The organism is Serratia sp. CoH_122_TC_1, from assembly GCF_058191755.1.
In genome coordinates this window covers 126,985-143,651 of sequence record NZ_JBXWLA010000003.1, presented here as the reverse complement: position 1 = coordinate 143,651, position 16,667 = coordinate 126,985, and the positions used below count along the sequence as shown (strand labels likewise).

At 51.6% G+C, this 16,667-nt stretch carries 17 protein-coding genes and 2 pseudogenes; 11 read left to right on the top strand and 8 right to left on the bottom strand.

What is annotated here, in order from left to right; genetic code table 11:
- The first annotated feature begins 81 nt into the window (after window positions 1-81).
- Window positions 82-654: a chromate transporter gene (locus AC2FC2_RS05065; protein WP_490658878.1), complete on the top strand. Its 573-nt coding sequence runs from the start codon at window positions 82-84 to the stop codon at window positions 652-654.
- A complete protein-coding gene (locus AC2FC2_RS05060) occupies window positions 651-1,172 on the top strand; it encodes a chromate transporter (protein ID WP_209633250.1) in 522 nt (173 codons plus the stop codon). The genes AC2FC2_RS05065 and AC2FC2_RS05060 overlap by 4 nt, the downstream gene beginning before the upstream one ends.
- Window positions 1,173-1,228: 56 nt before the next feature.
- Here the strand turns inward: AC2FC2_RS05060 and AC2FC2_RS05055 are convergent, their stop codons facing one another.
- The 5 genes and pseudogenes from AC2FC2_RS05055 to AC2FC2_RS05035 all read right to left on the bottom strand — a co-directional run.
- Window positions 1,229-1,588: an AprI/Inh family metalloprotease inhibitor gene (locus AC2FC2_RS05055; protein ID WP_209633253.1), complete on the bottom strand. Its 360-nt coding sequence runs from the start codon at window positions 1,586-1,588 to the stop codon at window positions 1,229-1,231.
- 205 nt (window positions 1,589-1,793) lie between these two features.
- Entirely contained in the window at window positions 1,794-2,453 is a 660-nt protein-coding gene (locus AC2FC2_RS05050; RefSeq protein ID WP_490658877.1) for a dihydrofolate reductase family protein, read from the bottom strand.
- Between the two features lie 75 nt (window positions 2,454-2,528).
- A complete protein-coding gene (locus AC2FC2_RS05045) occupies window positions 2,529-3,533 on the bottom strand; it encodes an alpha/beta fold hydrolase (protein ID WP_209633256.1) in 1,005 nt (334 codons plus the stop codon).
- Between the two features lie 125 nt (window positions 3,534-3,658).
- Window positions 3,659-4,819, bottom strand: coding sequence for a pyridoxal phosphate-dependent aminotransferase (locus tag AC2FC2_RS05040; RefSeq protein WP_490658876.1), 1,161 nt, complete (start codon window positions 4,817-4,819; stop codon window positions 3,659-3,661).
- A 5-nt stretch (window positions 4,820-4,824) separates the two neighbouring features.
- Window positions 4,825-5,129, bottom strand: a pseudogene (locus tag AC2FC2_RS05035) (recombinase family protein); the annotation flags it as partial.
- Between the two features lie 105 nt (window positions 5,130-5,234).
- On the opposite strand from AC2FC2_RS05035, the gene AC2FC2_RS05030 reads away from it, so the two are divergent.
- The 4 genes and pseudogenes from AC2FC2_RS05030 to AC2FC2_RS05015 all read left to right on the top strand — a co-directional run bounded on the left by AC2FC2_RS05030 (window position 5,235) and on the right by AC2FC2_RS05015 (window position 8,391).
- A complete protein-coding gene (locus AC2FC2_RS05030; RefSeq protein ID WP_490658875.1) occupies window positions 5,235-6,110 on the top strand; it encodes a hypothetical protein in 876 nt (291 codons plus the stop codon).
- Complete coding sequence (locus tag AC2FC2_RS05025; protein WP_490658874.1) at window positions 6,110-6,718, top strand: hypothetical protein; 609 nt, start codon at window positions 6,110-6,112, stop codon at window positions 6,716-6,718. The genes AC2FC2_RS05030 and AC2FC2_RS05025 overlap by 1 nt, the downstream gene beginning before the upstream one ends.
- 414 nt (window positions 6,719-7,132) lie before the next feature.
- Entirely contained in the window at window positions 7,133-7,633 is a 501-nt protein-coding gene (locus AC2FC2_RS05020; protein WP_490658873.1) for a cysteine peptidase family C39 domain-containing protein, read from the top strand.
- A gap of 153 nt (window positions 7,634-7,786) precedes the next feature.
- Window positions 7,787-8,391: pseudogene (locus tag AC2FC2_RS05015) on the top strand (recombinase family protein).
- A gap of 243 nt (window positions 8,392-8,634) precedes the next feature.
- On the opposite strand, the gene AC2FC2_RS05010 reads toward AC2FC2_RS05015, so the two are convergent.
- Window positions 8,635-9,531 carry a LysR family transcriptional regulator gene (locus tag AC2FC2_RS05010; RefSeq protein ID WP_490658872.1) on the bottom strand — a complete coding sequence of 299 codons (897 nt, stop codon included), beginning with the start codon at window positions 9,529-9,531 and terminating at the stop codon, window positions 8,635-8,637.
- A 104-nt stretch (window positions 9,532-9,635) separates the two neighbouring features.
- Here AC2FC2_RS05010 and AC2FC2_RS05005 point away from each other — a divergent pair, with 104 nt between their 5' ends.
- Window positions 9,636-10,871 (top strand): alpha/beta fold hydrolase, encoded by a 1,236-nt coding sequence (locus AC2FC2_RS05005; RefSeq protein ID WP_490658871.1) that lies wholly within the window; start codon window positions 9,636-9,638, stop codon window positions 10,869-10,871.
- A gap of 89 nt (window positions 10,872-10,960) precedes the next feature.
- On the opposite strand, the gene AC2FC2_RS05000 is transcribed toward AC2FC2_RS05005, so the two are convergent.
- Window positions 10,961-11,866, bottom strand: coding sequence for a DMT family transporter (locus tag AC2FC2_RS05000; RefSeq protein WP_490658870.1), 906 nt, complete (start codon window positions 11,864-11,866; stop codon window positions 10,961-10,963).
- Between the two features lie 179 nt (window positions 11,867-12,045).
- Between AC2FC2_RS05000 and AC2FC2_RS04995 the strand changes: the two genes are divergently transcribed.
- Complete coding sequence (locus tag AC2FC2_RS04995) at window positions 12,046-12,915, top strand: helix-turn-helix domain-containing protein (RefSeq protein ID WP_490658869.1); 870 nt, start codon at window positions 12,046-12,048, stop codon at window positions 12,913-12,915.
- Between the two features lie 20 nt (window positions 12,916-12,935).
- Window positions 12,936-13,373 (top strand): VOC family protein, encoded by a 438-nt coding sequence (locus AC2FC2_RS04990; protein WP_209633267.1) that lies wholly within the window; start codon window positions 12,936-12,938, stop codon window positions 13,371-13,373.
- Window positions 13,374-13,441: 68 nt separating this feature from the next.
- On the opposite strand, the gene AC2FC2_RS04985 is transcribed toward AC2FC2_RS04990, so the two are convergent.
- On the bottom strand, window positions 13,442-14,638 hold the full coding sequence (locus tag AC2FC2_RS04985) for a multidrug efflux MFS transporter (RefSeq protein ID WP_490658868.1): 1,197 nt from the start codon (window positions 14,636-14,638) through the stop codon (window positions 13,442-13,444).
- Between the two features lie 555 nt (window positions 14,639-15,193).
- Between AC2FC2_RS04985 and AC2FC2_RS04980 the strand changes: the two genes are divergently transcribed.
- Window positions 15,194-16,066: a MurR/RpiR family transcriptional regulator gene (locus AC2FC2_RS04980; RefSeq protein ID WP_209633272.1), complete on the top strand. Its 873-nt coding sequence runs from the start codon at window positions 15,194-15,196 to the stop codon at window positions 16,064-16,066.
- A gap of 18 nt (window positions 16,067-16,084) precedes the next feature.
- Window positions 16,085-16,648 carry a D-alanyl-D-alanine dipeptidase gene (gene ddpX, locus AC2FC2_RS04975; RefSeq protein WP_209633274.1) on the top strand — a complete coding sequence of 188 codons (564 nt, stop codon included), beginning with the start codon at window positions 16,085-16,087 and terminating at the stop codon, window positions 16,646-16,648.
- The last annotated feature ends 19 nt before the right edge of the window (window positions 16,649-16,667 follow it).

Below are 16,667 nucleotides of genomic sequence, written 5' to 3'. Positions count from 1 at the left end.
ATTGCTTCCGAAATGCATTAGACATCATGTCATGACGGCGCGCATCATACCAGTCATCACAATAAGCAATGTGGAAGGACCATGTCTGAATCTGATGCGGTAAAAAACGAACGGCTTGCGGCCCCGCCGGGCAATGGCGAGTTGTTTTGGGGCTTTTTGATGCTTGGGCTGATTGGCTTTGGCGGTGTATTGCCGCTTGCGCGCAATATGCTGGTAGAAGACAGGCGCTGGCTGAGCGGCGAACAGTTCACCGAGCTGCTGGGTTTATGCCAATTCTTGCCTGGGGGCAATGTGATCAACCTTTCGGTGGCGGTGGGGATGGAGTTTCGCGGCCTGCGCGGTGCTTTCTGCGCATTGCTGGGGCTGATCAGTGCGCCGACGGCGATTGTGGTCGGTCTGGGTATGGTTTACGCCCGCTTCCAGAATGATGCCCATGTGCAACACGTCTTTGCCGGATTGGCGGCAGCGGCAGCGGGTTTATTGCTGTCCACGGGGATCAAAATGCTGTTGCCGTTGCGCGGTAAATGGCTGGCGCTGGGGATTGTCGCACTCTGTTTGATCGCCATCGCCTGGCTGCGTTTGCCGTTGCTGCCGACCATGCTGGTGCTGGCACCGCTGAGTATTTCACTGATGTGGTGGAGGAATCCATCATGATCGGTGTTTTGATTTCGCTGGCGATCATCTTCACGGAATTGTCACTGTTGGCATTCGGTGGCGGCATGACAATTTTGCCGGAAATGCAGCGTCAGGTGGTGGAGGTTCACCAATGGATGAGCGCGCAGGAATTCAGTGCACTTTTCGCTATGGCGCAGGCTGCGCCGGGACCGAATATGATGATCGTGCCACTGATTGGCTGGCACGTGGCCGGCTGGGCCGGGCTGTTGGTGTCTTCCGTTGCCAAGTTTGGCCCGTCATCGATAGTCACGTTGTTGGTGATGGGCGCCTGGCGGCGCTTTAAGGACAAACCCTGGCGCCGCCGCGTGCAGAGTGGGCTCGTACCGGTTACCGTTGGGTTGGTGGCGGCGAGCGGGGTGCTGATCGCTGAGGCTTCTGCCCCCCGTTGGCCGCTGGCGGTGATTATTCTATTGGCCACGGTGTTGAGCATGAACAAACGCATTCACCCGCTGTGGGTATTGGCGGGCGGGGCGTTATTGGGATTGTTGGTGGCGTAATCGATGGGCGTTGGCGGCAGAAGAGTCACACTGCCGCCACGTAAACAGCGCAGTGATTATGGGCGCGGTATCAGCGTAAAACGCGCTTTGCCAGTGTGATTCATCACTTCATAGCGTTTGGGCGCGGTCAGCGCGAGAAACGCGACCATGCTGCCGTCGGCATTGGTCAGCGTCATGCCGTCCGGCGTTGGGCGCCAGGCAACCGGCAGCTCGCTAAGCGCCAGCGGTTGCAAGCACTGCGCGGAGGCAGTAAAGCGGTAAGCGTTGCTGCCTTCGATAAGTTCATCACTGAGTTCAACGTTGCAGGTAGCGGTTTTGTCCTCGGCGTCGATCAGCTGCCAGTGCCCCTTCAGTGCAGAGGGGGCCAGCAGAGGCAGTGAACTGGCAAAGGTACTGCTGCTTAACATAAGGCTCATAACAACTCCTGTCAGGGCAACGCGCCGTAATGCGCGTAAAGAGAGAAATCTCGGCATCGGCCACTCCTTACTAAAATCCGCTAATACCATAGCACGATCCCCGGCCTTGGATGGGGGAAGGATAAGGGATTTTAATCCTCGTTAAATAGATACAGATGACAAGGCTTGCCGGATGCAGAACGACCACTTTGTGCAGGGCTAGCCGCTACTTCGCCGCGCTGGCTTCCAATGCGAAAGATCCCGTGGAGATGTTACCGGCGCGCTGATAGTGCGCGATGATCACCCCACTGGGTGAGATAACTGACTTAACCAGCTTAAAGGCGGCCGGTGACGTCCCCTTGCCGAACAGGCGTTTACCGCCGCCCAGCAGCAGCGGATAGGTCAGCAGACGCAGTTCGTCCACCAAATCCTCAGCCAGCAACAATTGGATTAACTCGGTGCTTCCTTGAACCACCAGAGCCGGTCCTTGTCCGGCTTTGATCTCTCGCAGACGTGCGGCAACATTCTGGCTCAACCATTGGCTGTTTTCCCATGCCAACGTTTCACCCCGGTGGGTAGCGACATATTTGGTCGCCCGATTGAAGGTGTTGGCAATCTTTGCGTTGAGTTGTTCAAACCCCTCTGCGTTGGGATCGGTTTCGATACGCGGCCAGTGCGCGGCGAAAATGTCATAGGTTTTACGGCCCAGCAGTAAATCAAACGGCTGAGAGAAAGTCTCCCCCATTGCCGCGGCAATGCTGTCATCCCAATAGGGCACTGTCCAACCGCCAAACTGAAAGCCACCCGTCGTATCTTCTTCCGGTCCACCCGGGGCCTGCATGACCCCATCAAGGCTGATAAACGCGCCCACAATAATCTGTCGCATAGTCTTCTCCGCTGCCATTGTTACCCGTAGCGCAAAGTTTAGGCAGGCATGGGTGACAGATCCAGCCAATGACGCTTAGGGCTGCAATGCCTTAATCAGCGCATTGTTAAACTGTGTGGGTTCCTCCATCTGTGGCGCATGGCCCAGTCCGGGGAATTCGATCAAGTTGGCGTGGGGGATCAGCGTTGCCACCTGTTTGCCAAGAACGTTGTATTTGCCCAGTTTGGCTTTGACCGCAGGTGGCGCGATGTCACTGCCGATGGCTGTGGTATCGGCGGTGCCAATCATCAGCGTGGTGGGCGTTTGCAGATCCTTAAACTCGTAATACACCGGTTGAGTAAAAATCATGTCGTATATCAGCGCCGAGTTCCAGGCCACCAGGCGATGCCCCGGCCCATTGTTCAACCCGGCCAGCATATCGACCCAGCGGTCATATTCTGGTTTCCAGCGGCCCACATAGTAAGTGTTCAACTCATATTGCCGAATGCCGGCGGCGGAGGTCTTGAGTTCGCGCTCAAACCACTGATCGACGCTGCGCCACGGCACGCCCTTGGCTTTCCAATCTTCCAACCCAATGGGATTGACCATCACCAGTCGTTCCACTGCCTGCGGATACATCAGGCTATAACGGGTTGCCAGCATGCCGCCGGTAGAGTGGCCGACGATCACCGCTTTACTGATCTTCAGGTTACTCAGCAACGCGTGGGTATTTTGCGCCAACTGTTGAAAACTGTATTGATAATGTTGCGGTTTGGTCGAGCTGCAAAAACCGATCTGATCCGGGGCAATCACCCGATAACCGGCCTTGGTCAGCGCTTTAATGGTTTCCTGCCAGGTAGCCGCGCAGAAGTTCTTGCCGTGCATCAACACCGCTGTGTGGCCATTGGCTTTCCCCTCTGGCGGCACGTCCATGTAGCCCATACTCAACTGCTGCCCCTGAGAGCCGAAACTAAACTGTTGCAGTGGGTAAGGATAGTGGAAGCCCTGTAGCTCTTGGCCATATTGGGGTGTTTCTGCTGCGGTCGTTGCGAACGTAATAAGCGCTGCTGATAACAGCCAACGGCGAGAGAATCTCAGCATCCTGATGTCCTTATGAAAAATCGGCAGAGTCTCAGTATAGCCATAAGGCGTCAGCTTTTAGGATGAAAGGGGCTATAGGGATAACCGCCAGCGAACTGGCGGTAGGTTTCAGTACGCCAGGGCCACTATAACCAGCCTTTGGCGCGGAAATCATGCAGGGTTTTGGCGACAAAGGTCATCTCTTGCGGCGTGCCGAGCGAGATGCGGCACCAGGCATCGGCCGGAGGGAGCGCACGCCCAATAAGGATGCCAGCCTGCTTCATGTGCTGCTGATACGCTTTCAGCGGCACGTTAAGCTGGTGAAAGACAAAGTTGCCCTCGGACGGCAAATACGTGATGTTCAGCGCTTTTAATGCGTCCAGCAGAATCTGGCGTGACGTGTCGTTGCTCTTTTTGCTGTACGTGATGAAGGCCTGATCATCCAGCGAGGCCAATGCTGCATCGACACCGCAGAAATTGATTTTCTCACCGGCGACGTAGTGACCTAGACGGGCAATGATCTCTGGCTGCGCCACGGCGTAACCCACACGCATGCCTGCCATGGCAAAGATTTTTGAAAAGGTTTTAAGCAGGATGACATTGTCTGCTCCCTGCTTGAACAATGGGCCGACCGAGCGAAAACGTGGGTCATTGACGAACTCGGCGTAAGCCTCATCCACAATGAACAGGGTGTTGGCCGGTTTCGCGGCGATCCAGGGTTCGATCACATCTGCCGGCGTAATGGTTGCCGTGGGGTTATTTGGATTAACCAGGTAGACCAATGACGGACCCTTGTAGTTTGCCACCGCATTTTTCAATCCATCGATATCGAACTGCCAACCATCCAGCATCGGCACTTTAGTGATTTTGATACCCGCGATTTTGGCAAAATGCTCGCCGTCGCCGTAGGTCAGTTCTGGGATCACCAACTGGGTATCTAAAGTGGCGTAAGCTTCTACTGCGGCGCGGATCCCTTCGGATGAACCCGCGGTGAGCAGGATTGCCGTTTCGGGTACCTGATATTGGCTGGCCAGTTTACTGCGTAGCGCGACGATCTCGTCCTTGGCGTAGCGGTTGGCCTTTATCACGGCATCACGTGCGGCGGCCTGTGCCTTGGGTGACATGCCCAGTGGGTTCTCGTTGAAGTTAATCCGGATCGGATTATCGACGGTGGGGGCGGTGAAAGGGGCGTCGCCCGAAGAGAGGTTCGCCAGTGCACTACGATTCAACCCCACCAGCGCGATACCGCCGGCCAGGGCCCCAGAGAGGGGTTCTACGCCGGAACCCCAGATTTTTCCGTTCGCCAAAATTATCACCGGTTGAGCAGCTTTATGCCGTCAGCCGCAGTTGACCATCCGGGGATATGTGGCGGTACAGCGTTTGTAGGGTTCTCCCCAACTCCTGGCATAACGTACTGACTTTCGTCTCTGGCCTTCCCATTGATGCCATTGCCAGCCGCAGTTTTATTGGCGTCATTTTGTAAGGCCGTCCACCGTTCCGCCCCGTGGCTCTTGCTGATGTCAGGCCAGCAGTCGTTCGCTCTGCAATCAGTTCGCGCTCAAACTCGGCCAGTGCAGCAAAAATGCCAAAAACAAGCTTGCCGGCAGCTGTCGTGGTGCCCGTAAGAAACAATTGCTTTCACTTATTGACAACTTGAATACATATGGCAAAATTCACACAAAGATAACGATAATCATTATCAACAAGGGATGTTGAAACAACATGAAGCGACGCGTTTGTTCTTTTACACTATTGGTCATGTGCCTAGGAACTGATTTTGCTTATGCAGAAAACCCGCCAAATCTGGTAATGGGCGCAGGGGGAAATATCTACAAAGTTGAAGATTTCTTGCCAGAGAAAAACAAATGGACTATCAGTTCTGGTATATCTATTTATGAAAACAACAAGTCCAGCACGTTTCCTCAGTATACGTTAAACATCACATCTCTAGGCTCTTTCTTCCTCGATAATTCAGTGTCAGTCGTTAACAATAAAACGAAACAGCTTAATGGGTATGCTTCCTTTAAGTATGGCTTAACAGATAATTTTTCTTTTCGGGGAACTTGGTTCGGTAAATATACTAGAAAGGATACATCAGATTCACAGCTAAACCTTAATTCAGAAACAAAAGGAAATGCAGATAATTACAATTTCGGATTATCATATCGCCTTGATAATTTCTACCCATTAACGGTGTTAAGCGTAGGGACAGGATTTAAGGCGGGGAATGTCAACAATATTACACTATCATCCTCATTTAGCTGGGTTATGGACCCCGTAGTTCTCACACTCTATCCGTCTTATATTGATGGGATATCCAGCAAGAAAGATGATATGAAATACCGCTATTTTTCTACTGCAGGTATACTCAGCATTGCTTTAAATAACGATGTGGATGTCAAGTTTGGAGCATCCAAAGATGTATTTTCCACAAAAAAAAGAAATCCGCATACTCCATCCTGGGATACATCAAGTGCGTTAATAAGTGGCGTAACGTTTAATAGTTGGAAGGATTTTGTTGTAGACTTTACGATTGATCATGAACTTGGCGGTATGAATTCCAACACGTTTTCTCTTGATTTCTCATGGAGGGTATAATGAAAAAAGCCATTATTTGCACCTTGCTTTCAACAATATTTTTTTCCAACAATGCATTGGCAAAAACATCATTGTGGAAAATTGACAATCTGGAATACTTGCCTCATCAAGTGATGACTGATGCTGAAATGGCAAACACAAAAGGCAAAGCTATTCCTGTAGTTTTAGTTCCATTGCTATGGGGGGCCGCACAAGGCATGGCAATTAGTTTAAGCTCTTATGCCGCGATGCTAGCTATTTCAGGAAAAGATTTTAACACTACTGATGCAGTCATTGCTGCGGCTAGCGGAGCCTTTAGTGGAGGGGTCTCTGGTGCGACAACAGTAACAAAATTTATGCTAATGGAGTCTGGAGGTTTGTTCTTTGGAGGCTTGGCAGGCGAAGGAGCACTTGGACAAAATAAACATAAAATAGGACCTCCACTTGACGCGGTTCCTACTCAGGCAGAGTTAAATACCATACTTAACAATCCAAACTGGGCAAAAGAACACTTAAAAAACATGCCTGGCATGCCACCATCGAAAATGGATGATATATTTAGGAAAGCCATTGACGATCCATCTTCATGGAAGAAAGTAATGAGAAGTTCATGTGTTCAATGCCATTAGTTTAATTGGAGTGTAAATATATCAACATGTTTATTGATAATCATTTCTACGAAATAATGACAAGCAGGCATAAGTGAAAAAAATGTTAAACTAGTGATGGATTGTGAGGAGGTAATCTTTGAATGTCTACTTGTACGCTACACCATTGTTGATGTTTATTTGGTGTGTTATTTCTATAATTATCAAGAGAAGAAATAAAAAGGCGCCCAGAAAAATAGACTCTTCAGTAAGTTTTTTCATCGCAATTCCAGTTACCCTGGTAATTATTGCTGTATATTATTATTTCTTCGAGGGAGCATGATCATGCTTAGTAGGCATGTTTTTTTAAGAAAAATTTCATTAATCATTACACTATGTTTATTCTCTACACAGACGTACCCTCAGAGTAAGCCAAGAGAGATGATAAAAAACACAATGGTTGACTACCGTACAAATGGGGTTGAGCCACAACTTATGGATAACTCTTGTGGTATCGCCTCACTAGCCTATGTACTTAACATATTTTTTAATAAGAATACTTCAGAGAAGAATCTATTTTTTTTTATCGGTCTAAAACCTGAGTATTCACTGCTGGATTTGTTCGTTACATCAAAGAAATTCGGCATATCAAGTGTGGGTTTAAAATTGACCATGTCTGATCTAGAGAATATTAATTCGCCAACGATACTTAAAACAAAAACTAACGGTGGTCATTTTATTGTTTACACTGGCTACAAAAATGGATGGTTCCAAGTTATTGATCCAGCTCGAGGTAAACTTAACTATTACAAGGAAGAACTCAGTAAATTATTTATTGAACCAACAAAAGAATACGGAACAGCTCTCATATTCATTTCGGAAAATAAAAATAAATTCATCGAAAAAAAACTCTATAAAAATAGTACTAACAGGCTGTGGCTAGAGAGGCCTTATTAAAGGCCCAGTAAAATTCTGAAGGTAAAATCTCTCCATGCCTCTAGTGCCCTCCTTTTTTATTAAGGGGCTGTACACTTGAATACGTTACCCCAATTTCAACCGAGCAACCAGCTCATCCAAGTCAATAATTTCATCGCTGCTTTGGAAGGTATAATGCCCGTTCAGCAAAATGTGTTGCCAAGCCACCGGCGATATCCGGGCCAGGGCCTTAATGCGCTGATCGCTGCCGGCGTTGACGCTGCCCATCTTTATGAAGACCGGGCATCGGGCAAGCGAGAAGATCGCCCTGGACTTGTTGCCTGTCTGAAGGCCCTACGGCCAGATGACACCCTGATTGTATGGAAACTGGATCGACTCGGTCGCGACCTTCGTCATCTCATTAATACGGTGCATGACCTTACCGGACGCGGGATCGACCTGAAGGTACTGACCGGTCACGGAGCGACTATCGATACCACGACAGCTGCCGGCAAGCTTGTTTTTGGCATTTTTGCTGCACTGGCCGAGTTTGAGCGCGAACTGATTGCAGAGCGAACGACTGCTGGCCTGACATCAGCAAGAGCCACGGGGCGGAACGGTGGACGGCCTTACAAAATGACGCCAATAAAACTGCGGCTGGCAATGGCATCAATGGGAAGGCCAGAGACGAAAGTCAGTACGTTATGCCAGGAGTTGGGGAGAACCCTACAAACGCTGTACCGCCACATATCCCCGGATGGTCAACTGCGGCTGACGGCATAAAGCTGCTCAACCGGTGATAATTTTGGCGAACGGAAAAATCTGGGGTTCCGGCGTAGAACCCCAGAGAGTTTTAATAACTGCCTACGTTTAACGTTTAAGGTGTTGCTTTCTTGCATGTGCCCGTTCTCCTTTTTATAAAGTTGCAAAGAGAACAGGCAGAAAACATGCCAACTTTTAATATATTGATTTTATTAAAATTAAATCTATTCAGTGCACTATAGTGCACCAGCGTGAGTCGTTAAGTGCACCAGACGATGTTTTTACTTATGCCACCGGGTATCTGTTGCCTTGAAAATATCCTGCAAAAAACCGCTGACCGCTCGCACGCGTGCTGAGACACGAACGTCAGCATGCGTTACCAGCCACAATTCTTCTGTGAATACCTCTTGTGGTGTCAGCGTTTGAACCAGCGGATCATTATCCATCACCATAAAACAGGGCAAGACGGCTAAGCCGATCCCCATTTTTGCTGCGGAATATTGTGTTGCGACACTGCTGGTGGTTAATGCCGGTTCTTGGCTATGTCCATGCTTTTCTAACCACTGTGCGGCCGGCAGATGTGCAAAGGTTTTATCCCAGCAGATGAAGCGCCTTTCTTCTGGTGCGGACAGGGCAAGGTAATCCTGGTTGCCATAGACAGCAGAGGGCATATTCCCCAGCTTTTGGATGACTAAATTGCCGTGACCAGGTCGCACCAAGCGTAATGCCAAATCTGCCTGATAGCGGGGGAGATCAACCATGTCGATGCTGGTGATCAACTCTAGTCGTAGTTTGGGATGGCGTGCAGCCAATAACGGCAATGCAGGAATAATGACATGAGTGGCCATTGTTTCTGCAGTGGCCAACCGGACAACCCCGGCAACTGTCGCGTCCAGGTTTGATGCATCTTTTTCCAATTCAAACACCCGGGCTTCAACGCGTTCGGCTTGCGTTAAAACGTCCTTCCCATTATCCGTCAGGAAATAACCCGTTGCATGACGCACAAATAGCGCAGTACCCAGGCTCTCTTCTAATGCGGCAATACGTCTTGCGATAGTGGACTGGCTGACACTCATTTCTTGTGCTGCGCCGGTCAGGCTTGCATGCCTGGCCACACAAAGAAAATAACGCAGATCGTTCCAATCCATATTTTTCATTTTTAGAAAACCTATTGGCAATTTCTTCTGTAGTTATGCATAAAAAGAAATCCAATAATACCCCTCTGACGCCCTTTGTTCGAGTTTTGACGGCGGGTTTTATTATTTCTTAAGAGGATCATGACATGACTAACCTTACCTCACCTCATACCGAAGTTGTGCAGCGTTACATCAGCGCTTTTGGGGCGGGCGACGTTGATAGCGCATTACAACTGCTGACCGATGATGTGGTGTGGCATGTTGACGGGGTCACACAGGTTTCAACCGTTGGCATATTGAAAGGACGCGAGTCGGTGCGTCAGTGGTTGCGGTCATTCCCTGAAAACTTTCAGCCACGGGTTTTCCGGTTGGATAACTGGTGGGTTTCCGATGATAGCGTCATGGTGAAAGGGTATTTCCGCCACCGGGTGGTTTCTACCGGCCGTACTGTAGGCAGCGATTTTGTACTGCATTTTCAAATCCGAGAGGGTTTGATTGCGCGTTATCAGATTTTTGAAGATTCAGCGTTGCTTGCACGAGCTTTTGATTCTACCTGCGATGATGAGAAATACAGGGTACGCCTCAATCACACAGAATATGCCTATACGGATCGTGGTGAAGGACCTGTGCTCATGTTTGCCCATGGACTTTTTGTCGATGGCGATATTTTTACCGAGCAGATGGCAGTACTGGCAAAAAATTACCGCTGTATTGGGCTTGATATGCCAGGCCACGGGGAAAGCAGTTTCAATCACCGGGGATGGAGTCTGGATGATATTGCTGACGATCTGGCGTTGATGATTAACGAACTCTCTCTGGGGCCTGTGGTATTTATTGGGCAAAGTCAGGGCGGAATGGTGGGGATCCGGTTGGCGGCAAAGCACCCGGAATTGTTGTCCGGTTTGGTGTTAATTGGAACCAGCGCCCGTGAAGAGGATCCCCAGCGCTACGGGACGTGGGAGCGTTTAAAAACGACACTCCTGCAAGGTAGTCATGAAGATTGCGAGGCTGCTTTCATCAATGTGCAGCAACACGTCAATGCGCCAGCCTGGCGACGTAACAATCCGCAGGTCATGGTGAGAGACCGGGCTATCATGCTGAAGCATGACCGTAAGGGGCTGTCGTTGGCGATAGATGCGGCGGTCATCGAACGTGGAGATTGCCGTGCGTTGTTACCGCTGATAACGACCCCGACATGGGTTATTTGTGGGGAACAAGACGTAGCCACACCGCCAGAGCTCAGTGGGGAAATTGCTGAGGGGATTGCTAACGCCCGTTTATTAATGATACCCGGTGTTGGGCACCATCCCCCACGGGAGGCCGCCAGCGAACTGGCGCAGGCGCTTGAGTGTCTCATTGGAACGTTCACCGAGATTAACTGACCGGTTATTAATGGCGGAGTAACCAAAAAAACTCGCTCTGGGTGATGGCTGATAACCAGAGGGGCGCCTTCCAGTAAGGCGCTCTTTACTTAAACGGCCCGCTTGTGCCATAGCGCACTGAACCTGCCCGGCTTCGCAAACATCACCAGATTGCCGAGTAAAATCATGCCTAAACCCATCACGGCATTGAGGTGCCATTGGTAGCCTTCATAGAACGTTGAAATGCTGAGTGCGACCAGCGGGAACAACAGTGTGCTGTAGGCGGCAGCCCCGGCGCCAATGCGGCCCAGCAGACTGAAGTAGGCCGCGAAGGCAATCACTGATCCAAAAATGGCCAGATACAGCAATGAGCCAATATAGCGGGTGCTGAATTCAATCTGGAACGACGCTCCTTGAGACAGCGCGATCAATGCCATCAGTATTGCGCCGTAGCTCATGGCATAGGTATTGGTGGAGAGAATATCCAGCCCGCGCCGCTGGTGGCGAGTACTGATCATATTTCCCAGCGAAAAGCCGTAAGTACCGAGCGCACTCAGTCCAATGCCTTTCAACAGTTCGGGGGCCATTTGCGTGGCGGCCAAATCTTGCCAGAACAGGGCGACGATCCCGGTTAATCCCAGCACCGCTGCCGGCAACAGGTTCGGACTGGGGCGTTGACGAAAGAAAATCATGCCGTTAACGGCATTGAACAGCACTGCCATTGAAAAAATTACCGATTCCAAACCACTGCTGATATAAGCCGCAGCATGGTAAAAACAGTAGAAGTTAAAACCGAAAACGCAGCAGCCTTGCAGGATGCAAAACACATGGTCACGTGGGGCAATGCGGCGCAAGCGGCGCATCAACAACAAGATGACAAACATCGTCATGGCGGCAACAACAAAACGGTAGCTGATGGAAACAGGAATGGCCACCGGGCCTGCTTGTTGTAAGGTAATTGCAATCCAGGTGGTGCCCCAAATCAGTACCACGGCCAGGTACAACAGCGTGTTCATAATTGACTCCGACAAAAATAGACTGGGGCAGTATCCGTCGTGGCTGGGTATCGCGCTTTCGGCGCATTGCTCGCAATTGCATATTCTTGCGCTTTTTTTGGCAAAAGCGAGGGTTAGCGTCTGGTGTGGTACGGCACCTCTCTCTACACTGGAAACATTGGAAAAAGCGGGGGCGGGTGATGTCCAGGTACAAGGCGTTTGAAACGCTGCGGGAGCATAACGCGCAGTTGCACAACAATGTGCAGCTGGGGTCCGGTGTGGAAATTGCGGCCTGGTCCAACCGTAACGATCGCATTACTCAGGAAAGTGCCGATCACCATACGCTGAGTCTGTATGTCGCAGACGGGTATGAGTGCTATCAGAAAGTGCCCGGCGGTTGGAAAAATGGCGGAGGGCCAGACCGCTTCTGCATTATGCCCCGTCAATATGAATCTACCTGGGATGTGCGCAGCGATTTATCTTTCGTACACCTTTATTGCACCGATCGGCATCTGCGTCAGGTGGTGGAACACACCTGGGATCGGAGCCCCGCCGCGATTAACCTCGATCAGCTCGCGTTTGGCGAAGATCCCAAGATTACGTTGCTGTTTCGCCAGTTTATCCTCAACTGTAACTGGCAGGAGAATGCCAATCAGCTGGCACTCAGTAGTGCGACGACCTTTTTGATGTCGCATTTGGTGCAGCATTACAGCCAACTGCATTGGGTGTTGCCACAGCTACGGGGCGGTTTGGCCCCCGTGGTTGCCCGGCGGGTGAAAGCCTACATAGAGCAGCATCTGGACCAACCGTTGTTGCTGTCAGATTTGGCTGCAGAGGCCGGGTTGAGTGAATTCCACTTTGCCCGTATGTTCAAACATGATACCGGTATGGCGCCGCACCAGTTCGTGATGCGTGCACGGTTGCAACAGGCGGAAAGGTTGCTGTGCCACAGCGTACTGTCGCTGACGCAGATTGCGTTGGAGTGCGGCTTTAGCTCGTCCAGCCACTTTAGCAATCGCTTTAAAGCGGCCTACGGATTTTCCCCAACACAAATGCGCCAGGGGCGTTGATGTCCTTTACAGGAGAGAACATGGAACAGCAGTTCGCAGGACTGGGTGTGTTATTTATCGCTGGATTTGGCCCGATTACTCAAGAGACGGATCACAGCAAAGCCTTTTATGTTGACGCCTTGGGATTGCCGCTTAAGCCGATGGAAGGTAATCCAGACTATCTGTTAACCGAGCATGGCGCGCTGGAGGGGGTAAAACACTTTGCCCTGTGGCCGCTGGCGCAGGCCGCACAATCGTGTTTCGGTAGCGATCAATGGCCCGTTGATCTGCCGGTGCCGCAGGCCTGGATGGAATTCGACGTCGCCGATATCGCGCTGGCGACTCAAGGGCTGATTGATCGCGGCTATCGCCTGTTGGTTGCCAACCGTGAAGAGCCGTGGGGCCAAAGCGTGACCCGCTTACTCAGCCCGGAAGGGATGTTGATCGGCGTGACCGTTACCCCTTGGTTGCGGGATTAATCGCTGTTTATTACCGCCCTCAATGACAGTACTTCCTTTTATCAGGGCCGCTGCTGCGGCCCCATTGATCACGCCTGGTCACGCTCAACTTTTTTAAACTGACGGCGAACCTGCAGGCAGTTGAACAATACCAGTACCGCCGTTACGGCGAATACCCAGCGGAATCCCATCAGTGCCGAAACACCAGAGCCAACCAGCGGGCCGACCACATTGCCAAGGTACATAAATGACTGGTTATAACCAAAGATACGGCCAGTGACCTGATCGGAAGAATACTTCAGCAGCAGCGTCTGTACTGCAGGCATCAAGGCCCCGTCAGCAAACCCCAGCAGAAAGCGAAGTATCCCCAGTTGGAGTGGTGTTTCCACCCAGGCCATGATCGCGAACAGCACCGTTGTTAACCCCAGTGCGGCCAACAAAATACGTGAGGTGCCGATACGGTCGCCAAGCCGGCCAAGACGCGGGGCGGAAATCAAGGCCGCAACGCCGGGAACGGCGGCAATCATGCCGCTAATGAAAGCAATATTGCTGCTATCACTGGATAAGTCCTTAATAAAAAGCGTCAGGATTGGGCTGATGGACGAATTGGCTACCTGGATCATCAGCGTACTGACAAACAGCGTTACGATCAGCGCTGGATAGGGCAGCGACTGGAATACCGCCTTACCGGTCAGCCGATCCGCTTTTTTCACCTCAATGCGACGTTCTTTTATCAGGAACAAAGTGATCAGGAAGCTGACGAACATCAGCCCGGCAGTGACAAAAAACACCACGCGTAAGCCAAGGTGGTCGGCCATTAACCCACCCAATAGCGGACCGACGATCACTCCGGTCACCGGGCCGGTGGACAACGTACCCAGTGCCCAACCGCTTTTATCGCGTGGCACCTGCGAGGCAACCAATGCCATCGCATTGGGGATATAACCGGAGGCTAGCCCCATCAATGCGCGTAGCGCGAACAGTTGATAAACGTTGCTGACCAGGCCTTGCAGCGCAATCACGATTGCCATCCCCAGGGACGCACGCAGCAACATCAGTTTTCGGCCTTTGCGGTCCGCCAGGCTGCCCCACAGCGGCGATACCAATGCGGAGACCAAAAAAGTACCGCTGAATACCAAACCGGACCACATACTCAGCGACTGGTGGCCGGTAACACCGAGCTGTTCGACATACAGCGGGAGAAAAGGGAGGATTTGGCTCATTGCCAGCCCGGTAAAGAAACAGCCGAGCCAGACCGAAATCAGATTGAGTTTCCACGCTTCCATCAGCTTGTCGTACCACTTTGAATTAGGAGGGAATTATTGAGCAGAATAATAATAACACCGGTTATCAGGCTGTGCCGGGGGAAATAAGTGAACAAAAGTAAAACCCGCCGGGACATGGCCCTGATCAAGCCTTGCTGCGGCCAGTGTGTGCGGGTGGATACACCGCTGGACAGTGGACTTAGCGAAGGGGTGGTCAGGCGGGGTCTGCCCTGTATTGATACGCCCACGATCAGGATCCGAGGCGAGCCTCATAGACCGGATTACGATCTTGCACCGACGTTTGCATTGGTTTCGCAAGCGCTGTCATAAAATTGAAAATCAGTGGTTCATGGCAGTGCATTGCCAGATGCATTGCCCAATTGTTGTGCAATAGTTATCAACTGATGACTATGTTGTAACCGTAGGTTCTGCCGTCCCTGCGTTGCCCTACGGCGCCGTGTGTGAATTTCCCCCAGCCGTTCGCAATTGGCACAGGCCATGCATAGCCATCATCAGCGTCTGTTACCTGAGTAACAGAAGGTGGTTTAGTGACAACTCAACAACAGTGGGCAGAATATGGCAGAGCACCCTGATGTGATCGCACAAATCGAAGCGTCATTTGCGGTTCAGACCCCAACGGGCAAGCGTATCGCCGGATATCTGCTGGCCAATTTGGCGCAAGTTCCGTTTGAAACGGCCGACAGTATCGCCCGCAGCACGGCCACCAGCGGCATATCAGTCGGGCGCTATCTGCGTAGTCTGGGGTACCGCAATCTTGAGGACTTGAAACGCACGTTGCGTGAACAGGGCACCGCGCTGTATCAGCCCTGGGGCGTGACCGATCGTCTGGGTGCCTACCGACAACGTCGCAAACAGCCACAGCCTCAGAAGCTGCGCCAGGCGTTAACGCTGGAACTGGAGGCGATAGAACACGTTTACCAATTGGCGGGTGGCGAAGCTTTTGCCCAGATCAGCCGCCAGTTGGCACAGGCAGAGGCGGTATTTGTGATTGGCGTCCAGTCGACGCGAGGGATTGCTAACGCCTTCTACAGCCATCTGGAATACCTGCGGCCCAAGGTCTATTACGCCGATGGTCTGTCCGGCACCTACGTAGAGTCACTCAATTCAGAATTCAATTCCCCCTATCTGGTGCTGACTGATACCCGCGCCTATTCCACTATCGCCCAAAAATACTGCCAGGCGGCATGCGCACGCGGGCTGCGGTTGGCACTGGTTACCGATATTTACTGCCCTTGGGCACGAGATTATCCCATTGACCTGCTGCAGGTGAAAACTGACACCGGCCAATTTTGGGATTCATTGGCACCGTTCAGCTGCTTGTTCAACTTGCTGCTGTCCTCCGTGCTGGAACAAGGGGGAGCGGCGGTAGAACAACGGCTGGCCAATAACCGCATCCTGCAAAAAGAACTGGGGCAATTTGAATCTTAATCGCTATGGGAAAATGCAATGAGTGACAATGTAACCTTAACCGATCTGGCAGCCACGTTCCCCGACTTGCCTATCGATCTGAAGTACGCCACCGCTGACAACCTGACGGGGCGGGCAATCTACCGTGAAAGCCGCTGCTTGCTGCATCCCGATGCGGTGGCAGGGCTACGGCGCTGTTTATTGGCTGCGCGGCTGGCCGGTTTTTCTCTGCAGGTGTTTGATGCTTACCGTCCACAGCAGGCGCAGGCACTGTTGTGGCTGGCGTGTCCCGATCCGCAGTATGTCACCAGCACACAAACCGGTTCGCACCACAGTCGCGGCGTGGCGATCGATGTGACGTTGCTAGACGCCAGTGGCACAGCGCTGGATATGGGCACCGGATTTGATGAGATGAGCGAACGCTCTCACCCGTTTTACCCTGATTTCTCTCCGGAGGTGCAACGCAATCGGCTGCTGCTGAATGCGGTGATGGCTGCCGGAGGTTTTCGCGGCATTGCCAGCGAATGGTGGCACTTTGAACTGCCTAACGCCGGTGATTACCCGCTGCTGGCCGATCGTTTCGGCTGTTTTTCTTACGATTAAAACAACACACATTCAACGC